The sequence below is a fragment of the Oceanimonas pelagia genome (assembly GCF_030849025.1).
GTDB classification, from domain to species: Bacteria; Pseudomonadota; Gammaproteobacteria; order Enterobacterales; family Aeromonadaceae; genus Oceanimonas; species Oceanimonas pelagia.
The window spans coordinates 3,366,732-3,384,190 of sequence record NZ_CP118224.1; the positions used below are offsets into that span (position 1 = coordinate 3,366,732).

The 17,459-nt window shown below is 62.6% G+C and carries 17 protein-coding genes and 1 riboswitch; of the genes, 12 read left to right on the plus strand and 5 right to left on the minus strand.

Annotated elements, in window-relative coordinates; all coding sequences use genetic code 11:
• Positions 1-10 precede the first annotated feature (10 nt).
• Complete coding sequence (locus PU634_RS16110) at positions 11-310, minus strand: c-type cytochrome (RefSeq protein ID WP_306763709.1); 300 nt, start codon at positions 308-310, stop codon at positions 11-13.
• Positions 311-476: 166 nt separating this feature from the next.
• Between PU634_RS16110 and PU634_RS16115 the strand changes: the two genes are divergently transcribed.
• The 3 genes from PU634_RS16115 to PU634_RS16125 all read left to right on the plus strand — a co-directional run bounded on the left by PU634_RS16115 (position 477) and on the right by PU634_RS16125 (position 2,957).
• Complete coding sequence (locus PU634_RS16115) at positions 477-1,910, plus strand: protein adenylyltransferase SelO (protein WP_306761855.1); 1,434 nt, start codon at positions 477-479, stop codon at positions 1,908-1,910.
• Between the two features lie 29 nt (positions 1,911-1,939).
• On the plus strand, positions 1,940-2,170 hold the full coding sequence (locus PU634_RS16120; protein ID WP_306761857.1) for a DUF3630 family protein: 231 nt from the start codon (positions 1,940-1,942) through the stop codon (positions 2,168-2,170).
• 127 nt (positions 2,171-2,297) lie between these two features.
• Positions 2,298-2,957, plus strand: coding sequence for a 7-cyano-7-deazaguanine/7-aminomethyl-7-deazaguanine transporter (locus PU634_RS16125; protein WP_306761858.1), 660 nt, complete (start codon positions 2,298-2,300; stop codon positions 2,955-2,957).
• Between the two features lie 377 nt (positions 2,958-3,334).
• Here the strand turns inward: PU634_RS16125 and elbB are convergent, their stop codons facing one another.
• A complete protein-coding gene (gene elbB / locus PU634_RS16130; RefSeq protein WP_306761859.1) occupies positions 3,335-3,982 on the minus strand; it encodes an isoprenoid biosynthesis glyoxalase ElbB in 648 nt (215 codons plus the stop codon).
• A 310-nt stretch (positions 3,983-4,292) separates the two neighbouring features.
• Here elbB and polA point away from each other — a divergent pair, with 310 nt between their 5' ends.
• The 9 genes from polA to mnhG all read left to right on the plus strand — a co-directional run bounded on the left by polA (position 4,293) and on the right by mnhG (position 14,152).
• Positions 4,293-7,022, plus strand: coding sequence for a DNA polymerase I (gene polA / locus PU634_RS16135; RefSeq protein ID WP_306761860.1), 2,730 nt, complete (start codon positions 4,293-4,295; stop codon positions 7,020-7,022).
• 301 nt (positions 7,023-7,323) lie between these two features.
• Positions 7,324-7,425, plus strand: a riboswitch (TPP riboswitch).
• Between the two features lie 34 nt (positions 7,426-7,459).
• Entirely contained in the window at positions 7,460-8,266 is an 807-nt protein-coding gene (gene thiD, locus PU634_RS16140; protein ID WP_306761861.1) for a bifunctional hydroxymethylpyrimidine kinase/phosphomethylpyrimidine kinase, read from the plus strand.
• A 199-nt stretch (positions 8,267-8,465) separates the two neighbouring features.
• The gene (locus PU634_RS16145; RefSeq protein WP_306761862.1) at positions 8,466-10,763 is read left to right on the plus strand and encodes a putative monovalent cation/H+ antiporter subunit A; all 2,298 of its coding nucleotides are present in this window, start codon (positions 8,466-8,468) and stop codon (positions 10,761-10,763) included.
• On the plus strand, positions 10,760-11,191 hold the full coding sequence (locus tag PU634_RS16150; RefSeq protein ID WP_306761863.1) for a Na+/H+ antiporter subunit B: 432 nt from the start codon (positions 10,760-10,762) through the stop codon (positions 11,189-11,191). Before PU634_RS16145 ends, PU634_RS16150 begins: the two co-directional genes overlap by 4 nt.
• Complete coding sequence (locus tag PU634_RS16155; RefSeq protein WP_306761864.1) at positions 11,192-11,539, plus strand: Na+/H+ antiporter subunit C; 348 nt, start codon at positions 11,192-11,194, stop codon at positions 11,537-11,539.
• Positions 11,536-13,038: a Na+/H+ antiporter subunit D gene (locus PU634_RS16160; protein WP_306761865.1), complete on the plus strand. Its 1,503-nt coding sequence runs from the start codon at positions 11,536-11,538 to the stop codon at positions 13,036-13,038. The genes PU634_RS16155 and PU634_RS16160 overlap by 4 nt, the downstream gene beginning before the upstream one ends.
• A complete protein-coding gene (locus tag PU634_RS16165) occupies positions 13,035-13,508 on the plus strand; it encodes a Na+/H+ antiporter subunit E (RefSeq protein WP_306761866.1) in 474 nt (157 codons plus the stop codon). The genes PU634_RS16160 and PU634_RS16165 overlap by 4 nt, the downstream gene beginning before the upstream one ends.
• Positions 13,509-13,512: 4 nt before the next feature.
• Entirely contained in the window at positions 13,513-13,788 is a 276-nt protein-coding gene (locus tag PU634_RS16170) for an MrpF/PhaF family protein (RefSeq protein ID WP_306761867.1), read from the plus strand.
• A complete protein-coding gene (mnhG, locus tag PU634_RS16175; RefSeq protein ID WP_306761868.1) occupies positions 13,778-14,152 on the plus strand; it encodes a monovalent cation/H(+) antiporter subunit G in 375 nt (124 codons plus the stop codon). The genes PU634_RS16170 and mnhG overlap by 11 nt, the downstream gene beginning before the upstream one ends.
• A 39-nt stretch (positions 14,153-14,191) precedes the next feature.
• Here mnhG and PU634_RS16180 read toward each other — a convergent pair whose 3' ends face one another.
• The 3 genes from PU634_RS16180 to PU634_RS16190 are packed head-to-tail and all read right to left on the minus strand — an operon-like array spanning position 14,192 to position 17,432.
• Positions 14,192-14,587, minus strand: coding sequence for a response regulator (locus PU634_RS16180; RefSeq protein WP_306761869.1), 396 nt, complete (start codon positions 14,585-14,587; stop codon positions 14,192-14,194).
• Positions 14,588-14,614: 27 nt separating this feature from the next.
• The gene (locus PU634_RS16185; protein WP_306761870.1) at positions 14,615-15,787 is read right to left on the minus strand and encodes a response regulator; all 1,173 of its coding nucleotides are present in this window, start codon (positions 15,785-15,787) and stop codon (positions 14,615-14,617) included.
• Positions 15,780-17,432, minus strand: coding sequence for a diguanylate cyclase (locus PU634_RS16190; RefSeq protein WP_306761871.1), 1,653 nt, complete (start codon positions 17,430-17,432; stop codon positions 15,780-15,782). The genes PU634_RS16185 and PU634_RS16190 overlap by 8 nt, the downstream gene beginning before the upstream one ends.
• Positions 17,433-17,459 lie beyond the last annotated feature (27 nt).

The window sequence follows — 17,459 nt, forward strand, 5'->3', positions numbered from 1 at the left end:
CCCTTTGGCCTTACAGGCTGGCGTAATAGGCAGCCAGGTCTTCCATGTCCTGATCGGACAGGGGCATGGCCATGGGAGCCATGATGGGGTTGTTGCGTTCACCGGCCTTGAAGGCCTTCAGCTGGCTGACAATGTAGGCGGCTTTCTGACCGGCCAGGTTGGGGTAGATGTCCATGGTGGAAATGCCATCGGCGCCGTGGCAGGCGGCGCAGGCAGCGGACTTTGCCTTGCCCGCTTCGGCGTCGCCGGCGGCAAAGGCAGGAGCGCTGATCATGGCCACGAGGGCAGCAGCTGTCATCAATTTCTTCATCATTGAACTCCGTTGTTATCGAATCACGAATTGCTTCCGAGCTCGGTGTGGCTGGCTCCCACGTGGTATTTTGTGCCCGGCACGGGAACCGTCCTTAGAGCTTTTGGCAGTATAAGGTAAGCTGTGGTCAAAAAGAAAACCCGCACTTGGGCTAAAAGGTGAAACCATGATCCTGGATAATCGTTATGCGGGCCTTGAGTGGGCGGGCAGCCGGGTGCAGCCCACGCCGCTGGAGGCGCCCCGGCTGCTGCTGATCAATTATGGCCTGGCCGAGTCTCTTGGAATGGCGCTGGATGATCGCCAGTGGCTGGAGATCACCAGTGGCCAGCGGCTGCTGCCGGACATGGAGCCCTTTGCCCAGGTGTATGCCGGCCATCAGTTCGGCGGCTTCAGCCCGCGACTGGGCGACGGCCGGGCCCTGTTGCTGGGGGAGGTGGTCACGCCCGCCGGTGAGCGCTGGGACCTGCACCTCAAGGGGGCCGGCAAGACCCCTTATTCCCGCTTTGGCGACGGCCGCGCCGTACTGCGCTCCTCGCTCCGGGAATACCTGGCCTCGGAAGCCCTGTATCACCTTGGCATTCCCACCACCCGGGCACTGTGCCTGGTGGGCAGCAGCGAGCCGGTGTACCGGGAGCAGGTCGAGCCCGGTGCCGCCCTGTTGCGGGCCGCCCCCAGCCACCTGCGTTTTGGCCATTTCGAGTACTTTTATTACAGCGGTCAGCCCGAGCGTATTCCCGAACTGCTCGACTACCTGATCGACACCCAGTGGCCGGATCTGGACAAAAGCCCGCAGGGCTACACCGCGCTGTTTGACCGGGTGGTGATGCGCACCGCCGAGCTGATCGCCCACTGGCAGGCGGTGGGTTTCTGCCACGGGGTGATGAACACCGACAACATGTCGATGCTGGGTCTGACCCTGGACTACGGCCCCTACGGTTTTCTCGACGGCTACGATCCCGGCCATATCTGCAATCATTCCGATCCTGCCGGCCGCTACGCCTACGATCAGCAGCCGGCGGTGGGGCTGTGGAACCTGCAACGGCTGGCCCAGGCACTGTCGGGTCACATTGAGCTGGAGGCGCTGCAAGCGTCTCTGGGGCAATACGAGCATCGGTTGCTGACTGCCTATTCCGCGCGCATGCGTCAAAAACTGGGACTTGAGCAGTGGCAGGACGAGGATCCGGCCCTGTTCCGGGACATGTTTACCCTGATGGCCGAGCACAAGGTGGATTACAGCTGCTGGTTTCGTCGCCTGGCGCTGCTTGAGGCCGAGGGCGAGTTGCCGCCCAGCCTGGCCGCCCTGTTGCCCGCTCCCGAAGCCTGGAATGACTGGTTTTCCCGTTACCGGTCAAGGCTGGCGCAGGAAAACGGCACTCGGGCCGAGCGCCGGGCCGCCATGGATGCGGTCAATCCCAAATACGTGTTGCGCAACCACCTGGCCCAGCGGGCCATTGAACGTGCCGAGCAGGGTGACATGGCCGAGGCCGATACCCTGCTGCAACTGCTGGCGGCGCCCTTTGACGACCAGCCCGAATTCAACGCCTATGCCGAGCCGGCCCCGGAATGGGCGGCATCCCTTTGTATTTCCTGTAGTTCATGACCATGACGCCCTTAAAAAGTGAATGTCCCTTGACCATTGAAACCTTTCCCGGCTGGGCCAATGCCCTGGCTCAGGCATTGGGGCTGACGGTGCTGGAGCGGGAAGCCGGCGCCGACTACCACCAGTGGCTGGTGGACTTTGAAGGCAGCCGGCTGTTTTTGTGTTTTCAGCATTACGCCGACTGCGCCTGGCTGGAAGCCCTGAGCGGGCAGGACGAGGAAGTGGCGGTCTGGCTGACCGGGCAGTGGAACCGCCATTGAGCCAAAAACTTACTTCAAGTAAAGACAAATGTTTAAAAAACGACTAAAATGCCGCCGTTTTGTCTTGTTAGGTATGCGGTGTTAACCCTTATGGGTTCCCTGACCCCATTTATCAAAAAGGTGATACATGATCTCTTCTGCTCAATACCGCACGGCCCTGATCCGGCTGTCGTTGTTTCATATCGCGGTGATTGCCGCCAGTAACTACCTGGTGCAACTGCCTTTTACCCTGTTTGGCTTTCATACCACCTGGGGGGCGCTCAGTTTTCCCTTTATTTACCTGGCCACGGATCTGACGGTGCGTATTTTTGGCGCCGGGCTGGCCCGGCGCATTATTTTTGCGGTGATGCTGCCGGCCCTGGCCAGCTCCTATGTGTTGTCGGTGCTGTTTTTTGAGGCAAGCTTCCAGGGGCTGGGGGCGCTGTCGGAATTCAACCTGTTTGTGGCCCGCATCGCGTTGGCCAGCTTTATGGCCTATGTGCTCGGGCAGATCATGGATGTGTCGGTGTTTAACCGGCTGCGCCAGATCAGGGCCTGGTGGGTGGCTCCCACCTGTTCCACCATTTTCGGCAACCTGGTGGATACCCTGGCGTTTTTCAGCCTGGCGTTCTGGCGTTCGCCGGATCCCTTTATGGCCGAGCACTGGGTGGAGATCGCCTGGGTGGACTACGGCTTCAAGCTGGTGTTCAGCCTGGCGCTGTTTGTACCCGCCTATGGTCTGCTGCTGAAATACCTGAGTCGCAAGGTGCTGGGCGATGCGCAGGCGGCCCTGCAGACCAGCCACTGAGCGGTGTTGATGAGTGCAGGAATGCCGGGTTAGCCCGGCATTTTTTATGTCCGTTGGGCGGGGCAGAAAAAAAGGTTGCAACATTAAATGATAACGATTATCGTTACCTTGCTTTCCGAACACGGCCTCCCCGTCGAACACAGGGCGCGGCAGCTTGCGAAGGCACGACATTGCTCACATTGCTTCCAGAGTTTAAGGCCGGCTATATGCCGGCCCTTTTTTTGTGCTTGCAAACGAGCTGCTGCGCTCAGCCATGCGTCGTTGAAAAGCGGCTCAAAATGCTCATGTACTGCAAGTACACTCCGCTTCTTCGCCGCTTTTCGCCTCGCCTGGCTTTCGCTCGCGACGCTCGTGAAACCATGGCTGTGACTGAACTTTTACATCTCCAGCAATCGTTTCACCAGCTTGCCAATGCCGGTGTCGGCCTCGGTAATGCTTTGTGCCAGCATGTAGGCGGGGGTGGAGATCACCCGGTAGTGCGCGTCTTCCACCACGTCGGTGACGGCACAGCCGATATGTTCGCCGCCCATGGCGGCAAAGGCCCCGGCGGTGGCGGCGTCCGTGCCTATGGTACCCTTGACCCCGGCGGGATAAACGCGCGGGATCAACACGGGGGCAATGCAGCAGTATCCGGCGGGTTTACGGGCCCGGGCAAAGGCGCTGCAGGCGCTCAGCACCTCGTTGTCCACCTCGCATGCCGCGCCTTCAAAGGCAAAACTGCACAGGTTCTTGGCGGCGCCAAAGCCGCCGGGCAGCAGCAGGGCGTCGAAATCTTCGACCCTGAGTTCCGACAGCGGCTGAATGTCGCCCCGGGCGATGCGCGCGGCCTCGGTCAGCATATTGCGCTGTTCTCCGCTTTCCTCGCCGGTGCGGTGGTCGATCACATGATGCTGGGGCTGGTCGGGGGCAAAACACTGGTAGCGGGCCCCGTTGCGGGCCAGGTGCAGCAGGCAGAGCACGGCTTCGTGAATTTCCGCGCCGTCGTACACGCCGCAGCCGCTCAGAATAACGGCAACTTTTTTCATTTTGCTCTCCTTTCCGGTGATGAATTTTGTGACTTGCGTCGGGTTGAAGGTGGCAGCTTGTGCTAGGATTACTCGCGGTTAATCTTTGTGCAATATTCCCTTCCTGTCGATTTTCCACATTAGCGGATCCCTTATCAAGATCTTGGATTTTTGTTTAAGCAATTGAAAATTAATGCTTAATTGATTCTTTCAGGATCCGGTCGCGATCACTCTTGCACAGAGTTATCCACAGGCTGTCCGGGTCGGCGCCGTGGAGTCCGGCGGCCCGCTGTGGCATGCTAGCGGCCACCGCATTAACGAGAATAACGTCATGGTTGCCATTCCTGCCAAACCTCTGATCCTGGTCGATGGATCCTCCTACCTTTACCGTGCCTATTTTGCGTCCCAGCAGGCGGATCTGCGCACCAGCGATGGCCGCCCCACCGGCGCCATTCGCGTGGTCACCAACATGCTGCGCAGCCTGCACAAGCAGTTTCCCGAGTCCCGGGTGGCGGTGGTGTTCGACGCCAAGGGCAAGACCTTCCGCGATGACATCTACCCGCAATACAAGGCGCACCGGCCCTCGATGCCGGACGATCTGCGGGAGCAGATCAAGCCCATTCACGACATTATTCGTGCCATGGGGCTGCCGCTGCTGATCGAGGAAGGGGTGGAGGCAGACGACGTGATCGGCACTCTGGCCCGGCAGGCCACCGAGCAGCAGCTGGATGTGGTGATCAGTACCGGCGACAAGGATATGGCCCAGCTGGTGTCGGATCATGTGTTGCTGATGGACACCATGAAAAACAGCTTTCTCGACCGGGACGGCGTAGTGGAAAAATTCGGCGTGCCGCCGGAGCTGATCATCGATCTGCTGGCGCTGGTGGGTGACAAAGTCGACAACATTCCCGGCATGCCCGGGGTGGGCGAGAAAACCGCCCTGGCGCTGTTGCAGGGGCTGGGATCCATCGACGACATTGCCGCCAATTCCGACAGGATTGCCGAACTGGGTTTTCGCGGATCCAGGTCCTTTGCCGCCAAGTTTGCCGAGCACGAGGAGCAGGTGCGGCTGTCCTACACCCTGGCCACCATCAAGACCGATGTAAAACTGCATGTGGGCCCCGCCGATCTGCAACAGAGCGAGCCGGACGTTGAAGCCCTGCGCGCCCTGTATCAGGAATATGAGTTCCGCAATCTGCTGGCCGAACTGGACTCGGGCGAGATCGAGGAAGCGCAGCCGGAAGCACCGGCCACCGACTACCAGATCATCACCGAACAGGCCGAGCTGGACGCCTGGATCGAAAAACTGAAGGCGGCACCGCTGTTTGCCTTTGATACCGAAACCACCAGCCTCAGTTACCGGGACGCCCGGGTGGTGGGGGTATCGTTTGCGGTGGAGGCGGGGCAGGCCGCCTATGTGCCCTTTGGCCACGATTACCTGGATGCGCCCGAGCAGCTGAGCGAAGACGCCGTGCTGGGCGCACTCAAGCCGCTGCTGGAAGACGAAACCCGCATCAAGCTGGGCCAGAACCTCAAGTACGATATCAATGTGCTGAGGAATCACGGCATTCACATGAAGGGGGCGCTGCTCGATACCATGCTGGAGTCCTATGTCCTGAACTCGGTGCAGACCAGGCATGACATGGACAGCATGGCGGCCTTTTTTCTCAAGCACAGCACCATGTCCTTTGAGTCCATTGCCGGCAAGGGCGCCAAACAGCTGACCTTTAACCAGATCCCCCTGGAGCAGGCCGGCCCCTATGCGGCGGAAGACGCCGACATTACCCTGCGGCTGCATCATCACCTGAGCGAAAGGCTGGCCGCCGAGCCGGCCCTGCAAAGCGTGTTCACCGACATAGAACTGCCACTGGTGCCCATTCTGGCGAACATGGAATACACCGGCGTGCGCATCGACAGCCAGTTGCTGGCGGCGCAGAGCGACGAAATTGCCAAACGGCTCAAGGAGCTGGAGCGGGAGGCCCACACGCTTGCCGGCGAGCCCTTTAACCTCAGCTCCACCAAACAGCTGGGCGAGATCCTGTTTACCAAACTTGAGCTGCCGGTGATCAAGAAAACCCCCAAGGGCGCGCCGTCCACCGCCGAGGAAGTGCTGCAGGAGCTGGCGCTGGACTACCCCCTGCCCAAACTGCTGATGGAATACCGGGCCCTGAGCAAGCTCAAGTCCACCTATACCGACAAGCTGCCGCAAATGGTCAACGAGCACAGCGGTCGCATTCATACCTCCTATCATCAGGCCAACACCGCCACCGGCCGGTTGTCGTCGTCGGATCCCAACCTGCAGAACATTCCCATTCGCACACATGAAGGGCGGCGCATTCGTCAGGCCTTTGTGGCCGAGCCCGGCTACAGGCTGGTGGCGGCGGACTACTCCCAGATTGAGCTGCGCATCATGGCCCATCTGTCCCAGGACAAGGGCCTGCTCGACGCCTTTGCCCACGGTCAGGACATTCACCGCGCCACCGCTGCCGAGGTATTCGGTGTGGCCGTGGACGAGGTGACCTCCGAGCAGCGCCGCCGGGCCAAGGCCATCAACTTCGGGCTTATCTACGGCATGAGCGCCTTTGGCCTGGCGCGCCAGCTGGGCATTGGCCGCAACGAGGCGCAGCAGTACATGGATATCTACTTCGAGCGCTATCCGGGCGTGCTGCGCTACATGGAAGACACCCGGGCCCAGGCCAGCGAGCAGGGCTATGTCTCCACCCTGTTCGGTCGCCGGCTCTACCTGCCGGAGATCAGGTCGAAAAACGGTGCCCGGCGCAAGGGGGCCGAGCGGGCCGCCATCAATGCGCCCATGCAGGGCACCGCCGCCGACATCATCAAGAAGGCCATGATTCGGGTGAACGACTGGCTCACCGGGCTGCCCGAAGGCGAGGTGCGCATGCTGATGCAGGTGCACGATGAACTGGTGTTCGAGATTCGCGAAGACAGGGTGGAGGAGTACCGGGAGCAAATCTGTGCGCTGATGCAGCAGGCCGCCAGCCTGGATGTACCCCTGCTGGTGGAGGCCGGGGTGGGCGACAACTGGGATCAGGCTCACTAATCTGACAAATAAACAACGATATTGAAATAATATTACGTTTTGTGGCTTTTCTCTGCCCTGCCGTGGGGGTAGAGTGTGGCCAGGTACAGAGACAGGGTAAATTACCCTGTTCCGCTTTTTGCATTTACTTCATATGCTGCTCAGGCCGCCTTCAGCCCCCTCCGCTGAAGGCGTTTTTTTATGGGCGCTGTTCGCGAACAGTATCTTGCTTTGTATACAATCGAATGTTTTTTGTTGCTTAGTTACATTTTTGTGAGTGTGCACAGCGGCTGGCAATTGACCGGTGGGCTGGGTATTATCGGGCCATTGGTCGGGGAGCCCGCAAGGCCGAGACGGCAGCCATGCCGAACCCGTTGAACCTGATCCAGGTAACTCTGGCGTAGGGAACCAGTGGCCGATGGCCTTGGGGCTCTGCGTCCCACAAGGACCATAAGGACATGCACAGCAGCAAAGCCATTATTCTCTCCATTGCCGGCTCCGACAGCGGTGGCGGCGCCGGTATTCAGGCCGACATCAAGGCCATTTCCGCCACCGGCGGCTATGCCTGCTCGGTGATCACCGCCATTACCGCCCAGAACACCCGTGGCGTGACCGCCGTGCACCCGGTACCGCAGGATATTATTCGTGCCCAGCTCGACGCCGTGTTCGGCGATCTGCCGGTGGCGGCGGTCAAGGTGGGCATGTTGGGAGACGCCGGCACCATCAATACCGTGGCCGATGCGCTGGAGCAGTACCGGCCACGGCACCTGGTGGTGGATCCGGTGATGGTCAGCGCCAACGGCGACATGCTGCTGGCCCCCGAGGCGGTAGACTGCCTCAAGCGGCGGCTGCTGCCGCTGGCGGACGTGATCACTCCCAACCTGCCGGAAGCCGCCTGCCTGACGGACCGGCCGGTGCCGGCCTCGCTGCGTGAGATCGAGCCCCTGCTCGGGGCTCTCGGTGAGCTGGAGTGCCGGGCGGTGCTGCTCAAGGGCGGATTTCTGCAACAGGAGCCGCGCAGCCCTGACTGGCTGCTGCATCAGGGGGACGTGCGCTGTTTCGACACCCCCCGGGTGATCACCGCCAACACCCACGGCACCGGCTGCACCCTGTCCGGCGCCCTGGCCTCCTACCTGGCCCAGGGGCTGACACTGGAGCTGGCGGTGGCCTCGGCCAAGCACTACATCGAACGGGCCATCGAGGCCGGCGCCCGCCTCAAAATCGGCCAGGGCCGGGGGCCGGTGGAGCACTTCTTCGCCCGCTGAGCCGGGCGTTATTGCCCCGGCCCGCTTGCGTCCGGCCGGGGCGGCTTGTAGTATTTCAGCGCCAATAACCAATAAAAAACGGATTAACTCACTGATAGTTAATCCAATTATGTTCACTGCTATAGTCTGCATTCAGAGTCTCTCCTTTTATCTTCGCCGATCCTGACGCCTTGCACGGGCATGAAAAGGAGCCTTGCGTATGCTTGTTGCCGTTCTGGCAGGTTTTGTTCTGGCCGCCCTGGTGCCGCTGCTGAGCCCCCGGCTGGGCCGGCATATCGGCGGCGGGCTGGCGCTGTTGCCGGCCACCCTGTTCGGTTATTTCGCCAGTTTCTGGCCCCGGGTGACCGGCGGCGAAACGGTGCAGTTTCATTACGACTGGATTCCCAGCCTTAATGTCAGCCTGAGTTTTATGCTGGACGGACTCGGCCTGATGTTTGCCCTGCTGATCACCGGCATCGGTACCTTTATCCTCGTTTACGGCGGCCGTTACCTGGAGGGCAACAAGGACAGGCACAAGCTGCTGATGTACCTGCTGGCCTTTATGAGCGCCATGCTGGGGGTGGTGCTGTGCAGCAACCTGATTGGCCTGTTTGTGTTCTGGGAGCTCACCAGCATTACCTCCTACCTGCTGATCGGCTTTAACCATGAGCAGGAAAAGGCCCGCAAGGCGGCCCTGCAGGGGCTGTTTGTCACCATGGGCGGCGGCCTGGCGCTGATGACCGGGCTTATCATGCTGGGCTGGATGGCCGGCAGCTTTGAGCTCACCGAGGTGCTGGCGCAAGGGACTGCGTTGCAGCAGCACCCGCTGTTCCTGCCGATGATGGGTCTTATTTTGTTGGGTACCTTTACCAAGTCGGCCCAGTTCCCGTTCCATTTCTGGCTGCCCAACGCCATGGCTGCGCCCACCCCGGTGAGCGCCTACCTGCACTCGGCCACCATGGTCAAGGCCGGGGTGTTTCTGATGGCCCGGCTGCAGCCGGTGATGGCCGGCAGCGAGGCCTGGCTGCTGACGCTGTCGGCGGTGGGCGCGGTGACCATGACGGTGGGCGCGGTGATGTCGGTGTGCAGCACCGATCTCAAGCGCATTCTGGCCTTTTCCACCGTGATGGCGCTGGGCACCCTGACCATGCTGATCGGCATTGGCACCCCGGTGGCACTGAAGGCGGCCATGGTGTTCCTGCTGGCCCATGCCCTGTACAAGGGGGCGCTGTTTATGGCCGCCGGCACCCTGGATCACGCCACCGGCAGCAAGGATGTGCGCGAGCTGGGCGGTCTGCGCGCGCACATGCCGCACACGGCCCTGTTCCTGTGGCTGGCGGCGCTGTCGCTGGCGGGCATTCCGCCGCTGTTCGGCTTTATCGCCAAGGAGCTGATGTTCGAGGCGGCCCTGGGGGCCCCGGCGCTGCCCACCCTGCTGGTGGCGCTGGCCCTGATCACTGCGGTGTGCATTGTGGCCGCCAGTGCCCTGGTGGCCATCAGGCCCTTCTTTGGCCCCCTCAAACCCACCCCCAGAACGCCCCATGAGGCACCGGCGGCCATGCGCCTGGGCTTCAGCCTGCTGGCGGTATTGAGCCTGCTGCTGGGGCTGGTGCCTGGCCTGGCCGAGCCGCTGCTGGCGGCGGCGGTGTCCGCCATCGCGGGTGCGCCCGCCGCAGAGCTGCATCTGGCGCTGTGGCACGGTCTTAATCTGCCGCTGCTGTTCAGTGCCGCCGCCCTGGTGGCCGGTGGCCTGCTCTACCGCCATTGGGAGCGGCTGTATCAGCCTCTGGGCAAGGCCATTTACCCCCTGGCTTATGGTCCCGAGCGGGGTTATGAGCACATGATGGACGGTCTGGTGCGGCTGGCCCGCTGGCAGACCCGGGTGCTGCAGAATGGCTATATGACCAACTACATACTGACCATACTGATCACCGCCATCGGTCTGCTGGTGTATGCCTTCTGGGCCCACGACGCCTTTGTGTATGCGCTGTCGTTTGAGGGCGTACGTTTTTACGAAGTGATCATCTGTTTGCTGATGCTGGTGGCGGTGGTGTACGCCAGCGCCACCCACCTGCGGCTGGGCTCGGTGGCGGCGGTGGGCGTGCTGGGCTTTGCCATGGCGCTGATCTACGTGTTTTTCAGCGCGCCGGATCTGGCCATTACCCAGGTGCTGGTGGAAACCCTGACGGTGATCCTGCTGGTGCTGGTGCTGTTCCGCCTGCCCGGCTTTCAGGACTTGTCGAGCCCGGGGGTGCGCTGGCGCGATGCCGCCGTGGCCGGCGTGTTCGGTGTGCTGGTGACCATGATGGTGCTCACCGTGAACCAGTCTTCTCTGGGCGGGGGCATCAGCGACTACCTGGTGGCCAACAGTTACGAGGTGGCTCACGGCCGCAACATCGTCAACGTGATCCTGGTGGACTACCGTGCCCTGGATACCCTGGGGGAGATTTTCGTGCTGGCCCTGGCGGCCATTGGCGTCAGCGCCATGATCCGCTTTCGCTGGGAGGACTACCGATGATATCCGGCTCTTCGCTGATCCTGCAGACCGCCACCCGCTTTCTGGTGCCGCTGCTGTTTCTGTTTGCGGTGTTTCTGCTGCTGCGTGGCCACAACGAACCGGGCGGCGGTTTCATCGCCGGGCTGGTGGCCTCGGGAGCCTTTGCCCTGCACCTGTTTGCTTTTGATGCCAGCAGTACCCGCAGGCTGATGGGGGTGGACGGCCAGCTGCTGATGGGCTGCGGCCTGCTGCTGGCGCTGGCCAGCGGCGTGGTGGGCATGGTGCTCAACGGCCAGCCGTTTCTGTCCAGCCAGTGGTGGAGTCTGTATGTGCCCGGCATCGGCGAGCTCAAGCTGAGCACGCCGCTGTTTTTCGATGTCGGCGTGTTTCTGGTGGTGATCGGCGTGGTCACCACCATCATGCTGTCTCTGGCCAAGGTGGAGGAATAAATGGAAAACCTGTTTGCCTTTGTGGTGGGCGGCCTTTATGCCACCGCCCTGTTCATGATGCTCAGGCGCAGCATCGTCAAACTGGTGATCGGGCTGATTATTCTGTCGAACGCCGCCAACCTGCTGATCTTTACCAGCGGCGGCCTGGTGCGGGGGGCCCCGCCGCTGATCCCGGAAGGCCTGTATCAGCCGGCGGGCACCATTGCCGATCCGCTGCCCCAGGCGCTGATCCTCACCGCCATCGTGATCAGTTTCGGGGTGCTGGCCTTTGCGGTGGTGCTTATTCACCGGGCCTATGAAGTGATCGGCGCCGACGACGTCAACAACATGAAGAGCACGGACTCGTGAAAGCAGAAGTCATTATACCCATTCTTATTCCCATGCTGGCGGGGGCCCTGTGCCTGATCTGCTGGCGCTGGCGGCTGGTGCAGCGCTGGATTTCCGTGGTCTCGGGCGCGGGCCTGCTGCTGGCCTCGCTGGTGCTGCTGCACCGGGTGCAGACCGAGGGCATTCAGGTGGCCCACATGGGCAGCTGGCCTGCCCCTTACGGCATTACCCTGGTGGCCGACCTGCTCGGAGCCATCATGGTGGTGGTGACCGGCATCATCGGGCTGGCGGTGGCGGTGTACTCGCTGGCCACCATGTCCCGCAGCCACGAGGCCTTTGGTTATTACCCGTTGCTGCACCTGATGCTGGCGGGGGTGGCCGGGGCCTTTCTCACCGGCGATATCTTCAACCTCTATGTGTGGTTCGAGATATTGCTGATCGCCTCCTTTGGCCTGATGATCCTGGGGGGCGAGCGGGCCCAGATGGAAGGGGCCATCAAGTACGTGACCCTCAACCTGATCTCCTCGGCCATGTTCCTGACCGCCGTGGGGCTGTTGTACGGCTACGCCGGCACCCTCAACATGGCGGATCTGGCGGTGAAGCTGAATGGCGCCGAGCAGAGCGGGCTGGTCACGGTGATCGCCATGCTGTTTCTGGTGGCCTTTGGCATCAAGGCGGCGGCGTTTCCGCTGTTCTTCTGGCTGCCGGCGTCCTACCACACCCCGCCGGTGGCGATTTCGGCGGTGTTTGCCGGCCTGCTGACCAAGGTGGGGGTCTACGCCCTGTTCCGCGTGTTCAGCCTGATCTTCGTGCAGGACACCGGCTTTACCCACGGCACCGTGCTGATGGCCATGGGCATATTCACCATGGTCACCGGGGTGCTGGGGGCGGCGGCCCAGTTCGAGGTGCGGCGCATTCTGTCCTTTCACATCATCAGCCAGATCGGCTACATGCTGGTGGGGCTGGCGCTGTTCACGCCGCTGGCGGTGGCCGGCGGGGTGTTCTACATCTTTCACCACATTATCGTGAAGACCAACCTGTTTCTGGTGAGCGGGGTCATGTACCGCTACCACGGCAGCTATGATCTGGCGAAGCTGGGCGGGCTGTATCGCTCGGCGCCCTGGCTGGCGGCCCTGTTCCTGATCCCGGCCATGTCGCTGGCCGGGCTGCCGCCGCTGTCGGGCTTTTTTGCCAAGTTCACGGTGATCAAGGCGGGTGTGCTCGAGGGCCACTGGCTGATGGTGGCCATGGCGCTGATCGTGGGCCTGCTGACCCTGTATTCCATGGTCAAGATCTGGGCCGAGGCGTTCTGGAAAGGGTTGCCCGAAGACGCCAAGTCCCTGCGGGGGGAACGGGACCCGCACCTGTATGTGCTGTACGCGCCCATCGCCGGGCTGGCGCTGATCACCCTGACCATCGGCTTTGGCGCCGAGTGGTTTGTGCAGCTGGCCATGGCCACGGCGGAGCAGCTGCTGTCGCCGGCGGGCTATATTGAAGCGGTGCTGGGAGGAAGCCAATGAAAGCCTTTGGATGGAACATGCTGCTGGCCCTGGCCTGGGTGGTGCTGTCGGGCACCTACAGCATCAGCAATCTGGTGGTGGGGGTGCTGCTCAGTTATCTGGTGCTGGCCTATGTGGGCCGCGACAAGCCCACCTTTGCCCGCTACTTCGGCAAGGCACCGCGCATCGTCAGCTTTGTGCTGTTCTTTATCTGGGACTTGATCAAGTCCAACGCCCGGGTGGCCTACGACGTGCTTACGCCCACTCATCTGATGCGCCCCGGGGTGATCGCCATTCCGCTGGATCTGAAGGATGAAGGGGGCATCACCATACTGGCCAACCTGATCACCGCCACCCCCGGCTCGCTGACCCTGGATGTGTCGAGCGACCGCCGGGTGCTGTATGTGCACCTGATGTATCTGGAAGACGAGTCCCGTCAGCTGGCGGAATTCAAGGCCCTTGAGGCCCGTGTGATTGATTTGCTGGGATGAGCCCATGTTTGAACTTGCCCTGACATTGTCGTTTGTGTTTCTGAGCCTGGGTCTGGTACTGGCCACCATACGGCTGCTGATCGGTCCTACCCTGCCGGACCGGGTGGTGGCGCTGGAAGTGATCGCGTCCCTGACCATCGGTTTTATTCTGCTGTACAGCGTGGCCTACGACACGCCGGTGCTGATCGATGTGGTCATCGTGCTGGCGCTCACCTCCTTTATGGCGGCGGTGGGCTTTGCCCGCTATCTGGAGCAGGGAGGACAGCGCGATGATGACTGACATCATTACCAGCCTGTTTTTGCTGCTGGGCTCCTTTCTGATGCTGCTGGCCGGCATCGGCATCATTCGCATGCCGGATCTGCTGACCCGCATGCATGCCACCAGCAAGGCCGGGGCCCTGGGGGCCGGGCTGATGGCCTGTGGCTTTGCGGTGTACTTTCCCGAAGCCAGCCTGGTGGTACGGGCGCTGGCGGTGGTGGTGTTCGTGATCATGACGGCGCCGGTGGCGGCCCATGTGCTGGCCCGGGCCGGCTATTTTGTGGGCATCAAGCTGTGGGAAGGCACGGTCAAGGACGTGATCAAGGAACGCTACGATCTCAAGACCCACCAGCTTGGCAGCTCCGCCCGCAAGCGGGATGACTGAGATGGAGCGCGGCGGCCCGCCTGCGCTCCGGTTTGTGGTTTATGCCATCGCTTTCTGCCAGATAGTCCGGATCTGCTCCGGCAGGGTCATGGGATCAAAGGGCTTGGCGATCACGTCCGCCGCGCCCATTTCCCTGTAGGCGGCAATTTCCCGCGGCTGGATCTTGGCGGTCATAAAGGCCACCGGGGTGTCGCTCACCGCCGGCAGCCGGCGCAGGGCGCTGAGGGTGGAGGGGCCGTCCATGCCCGGCATCATCACGTCCAGCAGTATAATGTCGGGCGCAAAGGCCGCGGCGTCGGCCAGGGCCTGCTCGCCCGAGGCGCACAGCATCACTTCAAAACCGCCCACCACCTCCAGTGCCAGCCGGGCGATTTCGCGAATGTCCTCGTCGTCTTCCACGTAAAGTATGCGTTTGGGTTCGGTGCTTGGTTGCATGTCCTGTCCTTGGTGTAATGGTATGAGTCAGGCCGGCGTATCCAGCCATTTGTCCGGATCCAGTCCGGTACGGCGCAGCAGACGCTCGGCCTCGGGGCCGTGCAGTTGCGAGGCCACCCGCAGGCCGGCCAGGTGCATCACCATCAGGGCCTTGCGGGTGGCGTGAGAGGGGGCCATGTGCACGGCACCGGCCAGCTCCCGCAGCGGAATGGGCAGGCCCCACTGAATCTTCAGGCGGTTGCCGTAGCGCGGCCCCCACTCTCGCAGCAGGGTGTCGAGGCCGGCTTCGTCGAGCCGGCCGCCCCGATCGATATAGGCCTGCAGGGTGCGCAGCACCGCCAGCTCGCCGCAGCGGCTGAGCAGGCCGGCGGCGTGGCAGCTGGCGCCGTCCAGTTCCAGGCTGATGGCCATGGCCCGGGCGATGGCGGCCACCTGCTCCGAGTGGGCCTGGTAGTTTCTGGCGCGGGCCTGCAGGGCCGGTGCATTCAGGCCGCCGGCAATGTTCAGCGCCATGGCCATGGCGCAGCTGAGGGACATGGGAATGCCGAGCAGGGCGATGGCCTCGCTCGGTCTTGAGACCGGCTGGCCGCTGCGCTTGAGGGATATGTTGTTGGCCAGCTGCAGCAACCGGGCGGTCAGGGCCGTCTGGTTTTTCCACTGGCTGGCCAGCTCCGCCGCGGTCAGCTCCTCGCTCTGGCCCAGCAGCGGCAGTACCTGGTCGGCAGAGAGCTCGCCCGGCAGCTGCAGCCGGTCTCCCAGTGCCTGCTCCAGCCATTGCTCCGGTGGCGGCAGTGAGGACGAGCTGGCCGGGTGTTGCTTGCGTAGGGTGTCCAGCACCGGTTGCAGCCGCTGGTGCAGCATGGCCACATCAAAGGGCTTGGCGATAAAGTCGGTAATGCCCTGGTGCAGGGCCAGCTTGACGTGTTCCCGGTCGGAGCTGGCGCTGATGATGATCACCGGCGTGTTGTTGTCGTGATGCCGGATCAGTCTGACCAGATCGAGCCCGGAGCCGTCGGGCAGGTTCCAGTCGCACAGCACCAGATCGGCTCCCTGGCGTTGCCAGGCATTGCGGGCGGCGGTGAGGGTGGTGGCATGGGTGACGCGAATGTCCGAGCCCAGGCCGGTGACCACGGCTTCCACCAGATCGGCGATCAGTTCATCGTCTTCAAGCAGCAGTATGTTCACGCAATATCTACTCATTTGATTCCGGCAGACACAGTTCAGCATAGTCGGTTACGCCGTTTCGCCCGCGTCGTTTTTGCTCATACAGGGCTTCATCGGCGGCGTTCAGCCCCTGTTCGGCGCTGGTAAAGTCGTTGAGCCGGGCCAGCCCGACGCTGACGGTGACATGAAACGCCTGCTGCGGTCCGCGAAAGTCGAGGGCGGCAAAGTCCCGGCACAGCTGTTCAAACAGGGTGCGGGCCTGCCCGGGCTCGCACCCGGGCAGCACCGCCACAAATTCCTCGCCGCCGTAGCGGCCCAGGCTGTCGGTGTTGCGCAGGCGTCGCTTCAGCAGGTGGGCGAGGGTGCGGATCACCAGGTCGCCGGTGGTGTGGCCGTGGTTGTCGTTGACCTGCTTGAAGTGATCCAGATCGAGCATGGCCACCATGGTGGCATGGCCATGGCGCCGTACCCGGGCGTGTTCGTGGGTCAGGGCCTGCTTGATATGGGGATGGTTGAGCAGGCCGGTGAGGCCATCGCTCGACAGCAGCTGGGACAGCTGACGGGCGCGATGGCAGAGAATGCCCACGGTGCGGATCAGCCGTTCGTCGGAAATGGGTTTGGTGATGAATTCATCGGCGCCCTGGGCCAGGGCGCTGAGCTGGCGATCCCGGTCCTGTTCGGACGACAGGTAAACGATGGGCAGGCTCAGCCACTGGGGTTCAAAGCGAACCATTCGTGCCAGGGTGGTGCCCGACCAGGGTGGCATGTGAATATCCATCAGCAAAATATCGGGCCGGAATTCGGTCAGCACCGTCATCAGGGCCTCGGGGCGGTTCAGCACCCGCACCTTCATGCCGGCGCCGGTCAGCACCAGGCGATAACGCTCGGCCAGCTCCTCGTCGTCATCCAGCAGCAGCACGCGGGCTCTGCCGGTTTCCAGGCGCTCCTGGCGCAGCCGTTCAATGCGCGCCACCAGCTCGGGCACGTCCGCCGGCAAGGTAAACAGGCCATCCACCCCCAGTTCGGCCAGCTGGTAACGGCTGGCAAAATCGGTGCCGGCCCCGGCACAGAGCACGGGCGGCGCCTGGCAAGCGGCCCGGGCGGCCTGTTGCCGGTTCCAGTCGGTGACCGCCTGCAGCTGTTCATCGTCGGTGAGCACCACCAGGTGCGGGTGCCAGTCCGGGCGTTGCAGGGTGGCGGCGTCGGTGACCTCGTTCAGCTCAAAGCCATAATGGCGAAGGGCGCTGGCGAGAGCACCAAGCTGCTGGCCGATCACCAGCAACTCGCTGCCGGCCCCGGTCCCGGCCAAAGGCCGGGATGAAGGAATGGACACCGACTGGGGCGGCTGCAACAGTCCCATCAGGGTGGTCAGATCATGCCGGGCCTGGTCGAGCAGGGCAGTGGCTTTGGCCTCGTCCGGCTCGCCGTCCGCCAGACGAGCCTTGAGAGTCTGTTCCAGAGCGGCGGCCTGCCGGCCCAGTTCGCTCAGGCCAAAGGTGCCGGACGAACCTGCCAGCCGGTGTAGCAACTGCCCCAGGGCGTCCACCAGGGGGTGGGGAGAGCGGGGGGGCTGCCAGGTATCGATCCGCTCCAGCAGCGCGTTCAGCTGGCTCAGGGTTCGCTCGGTAAATCGCTCCCGCAGCAGGGCAAGCTGTTGTTCCAGCGGCTTGGTATCGGACATTAACGGCTCCCAGGACATTGAGTGAAA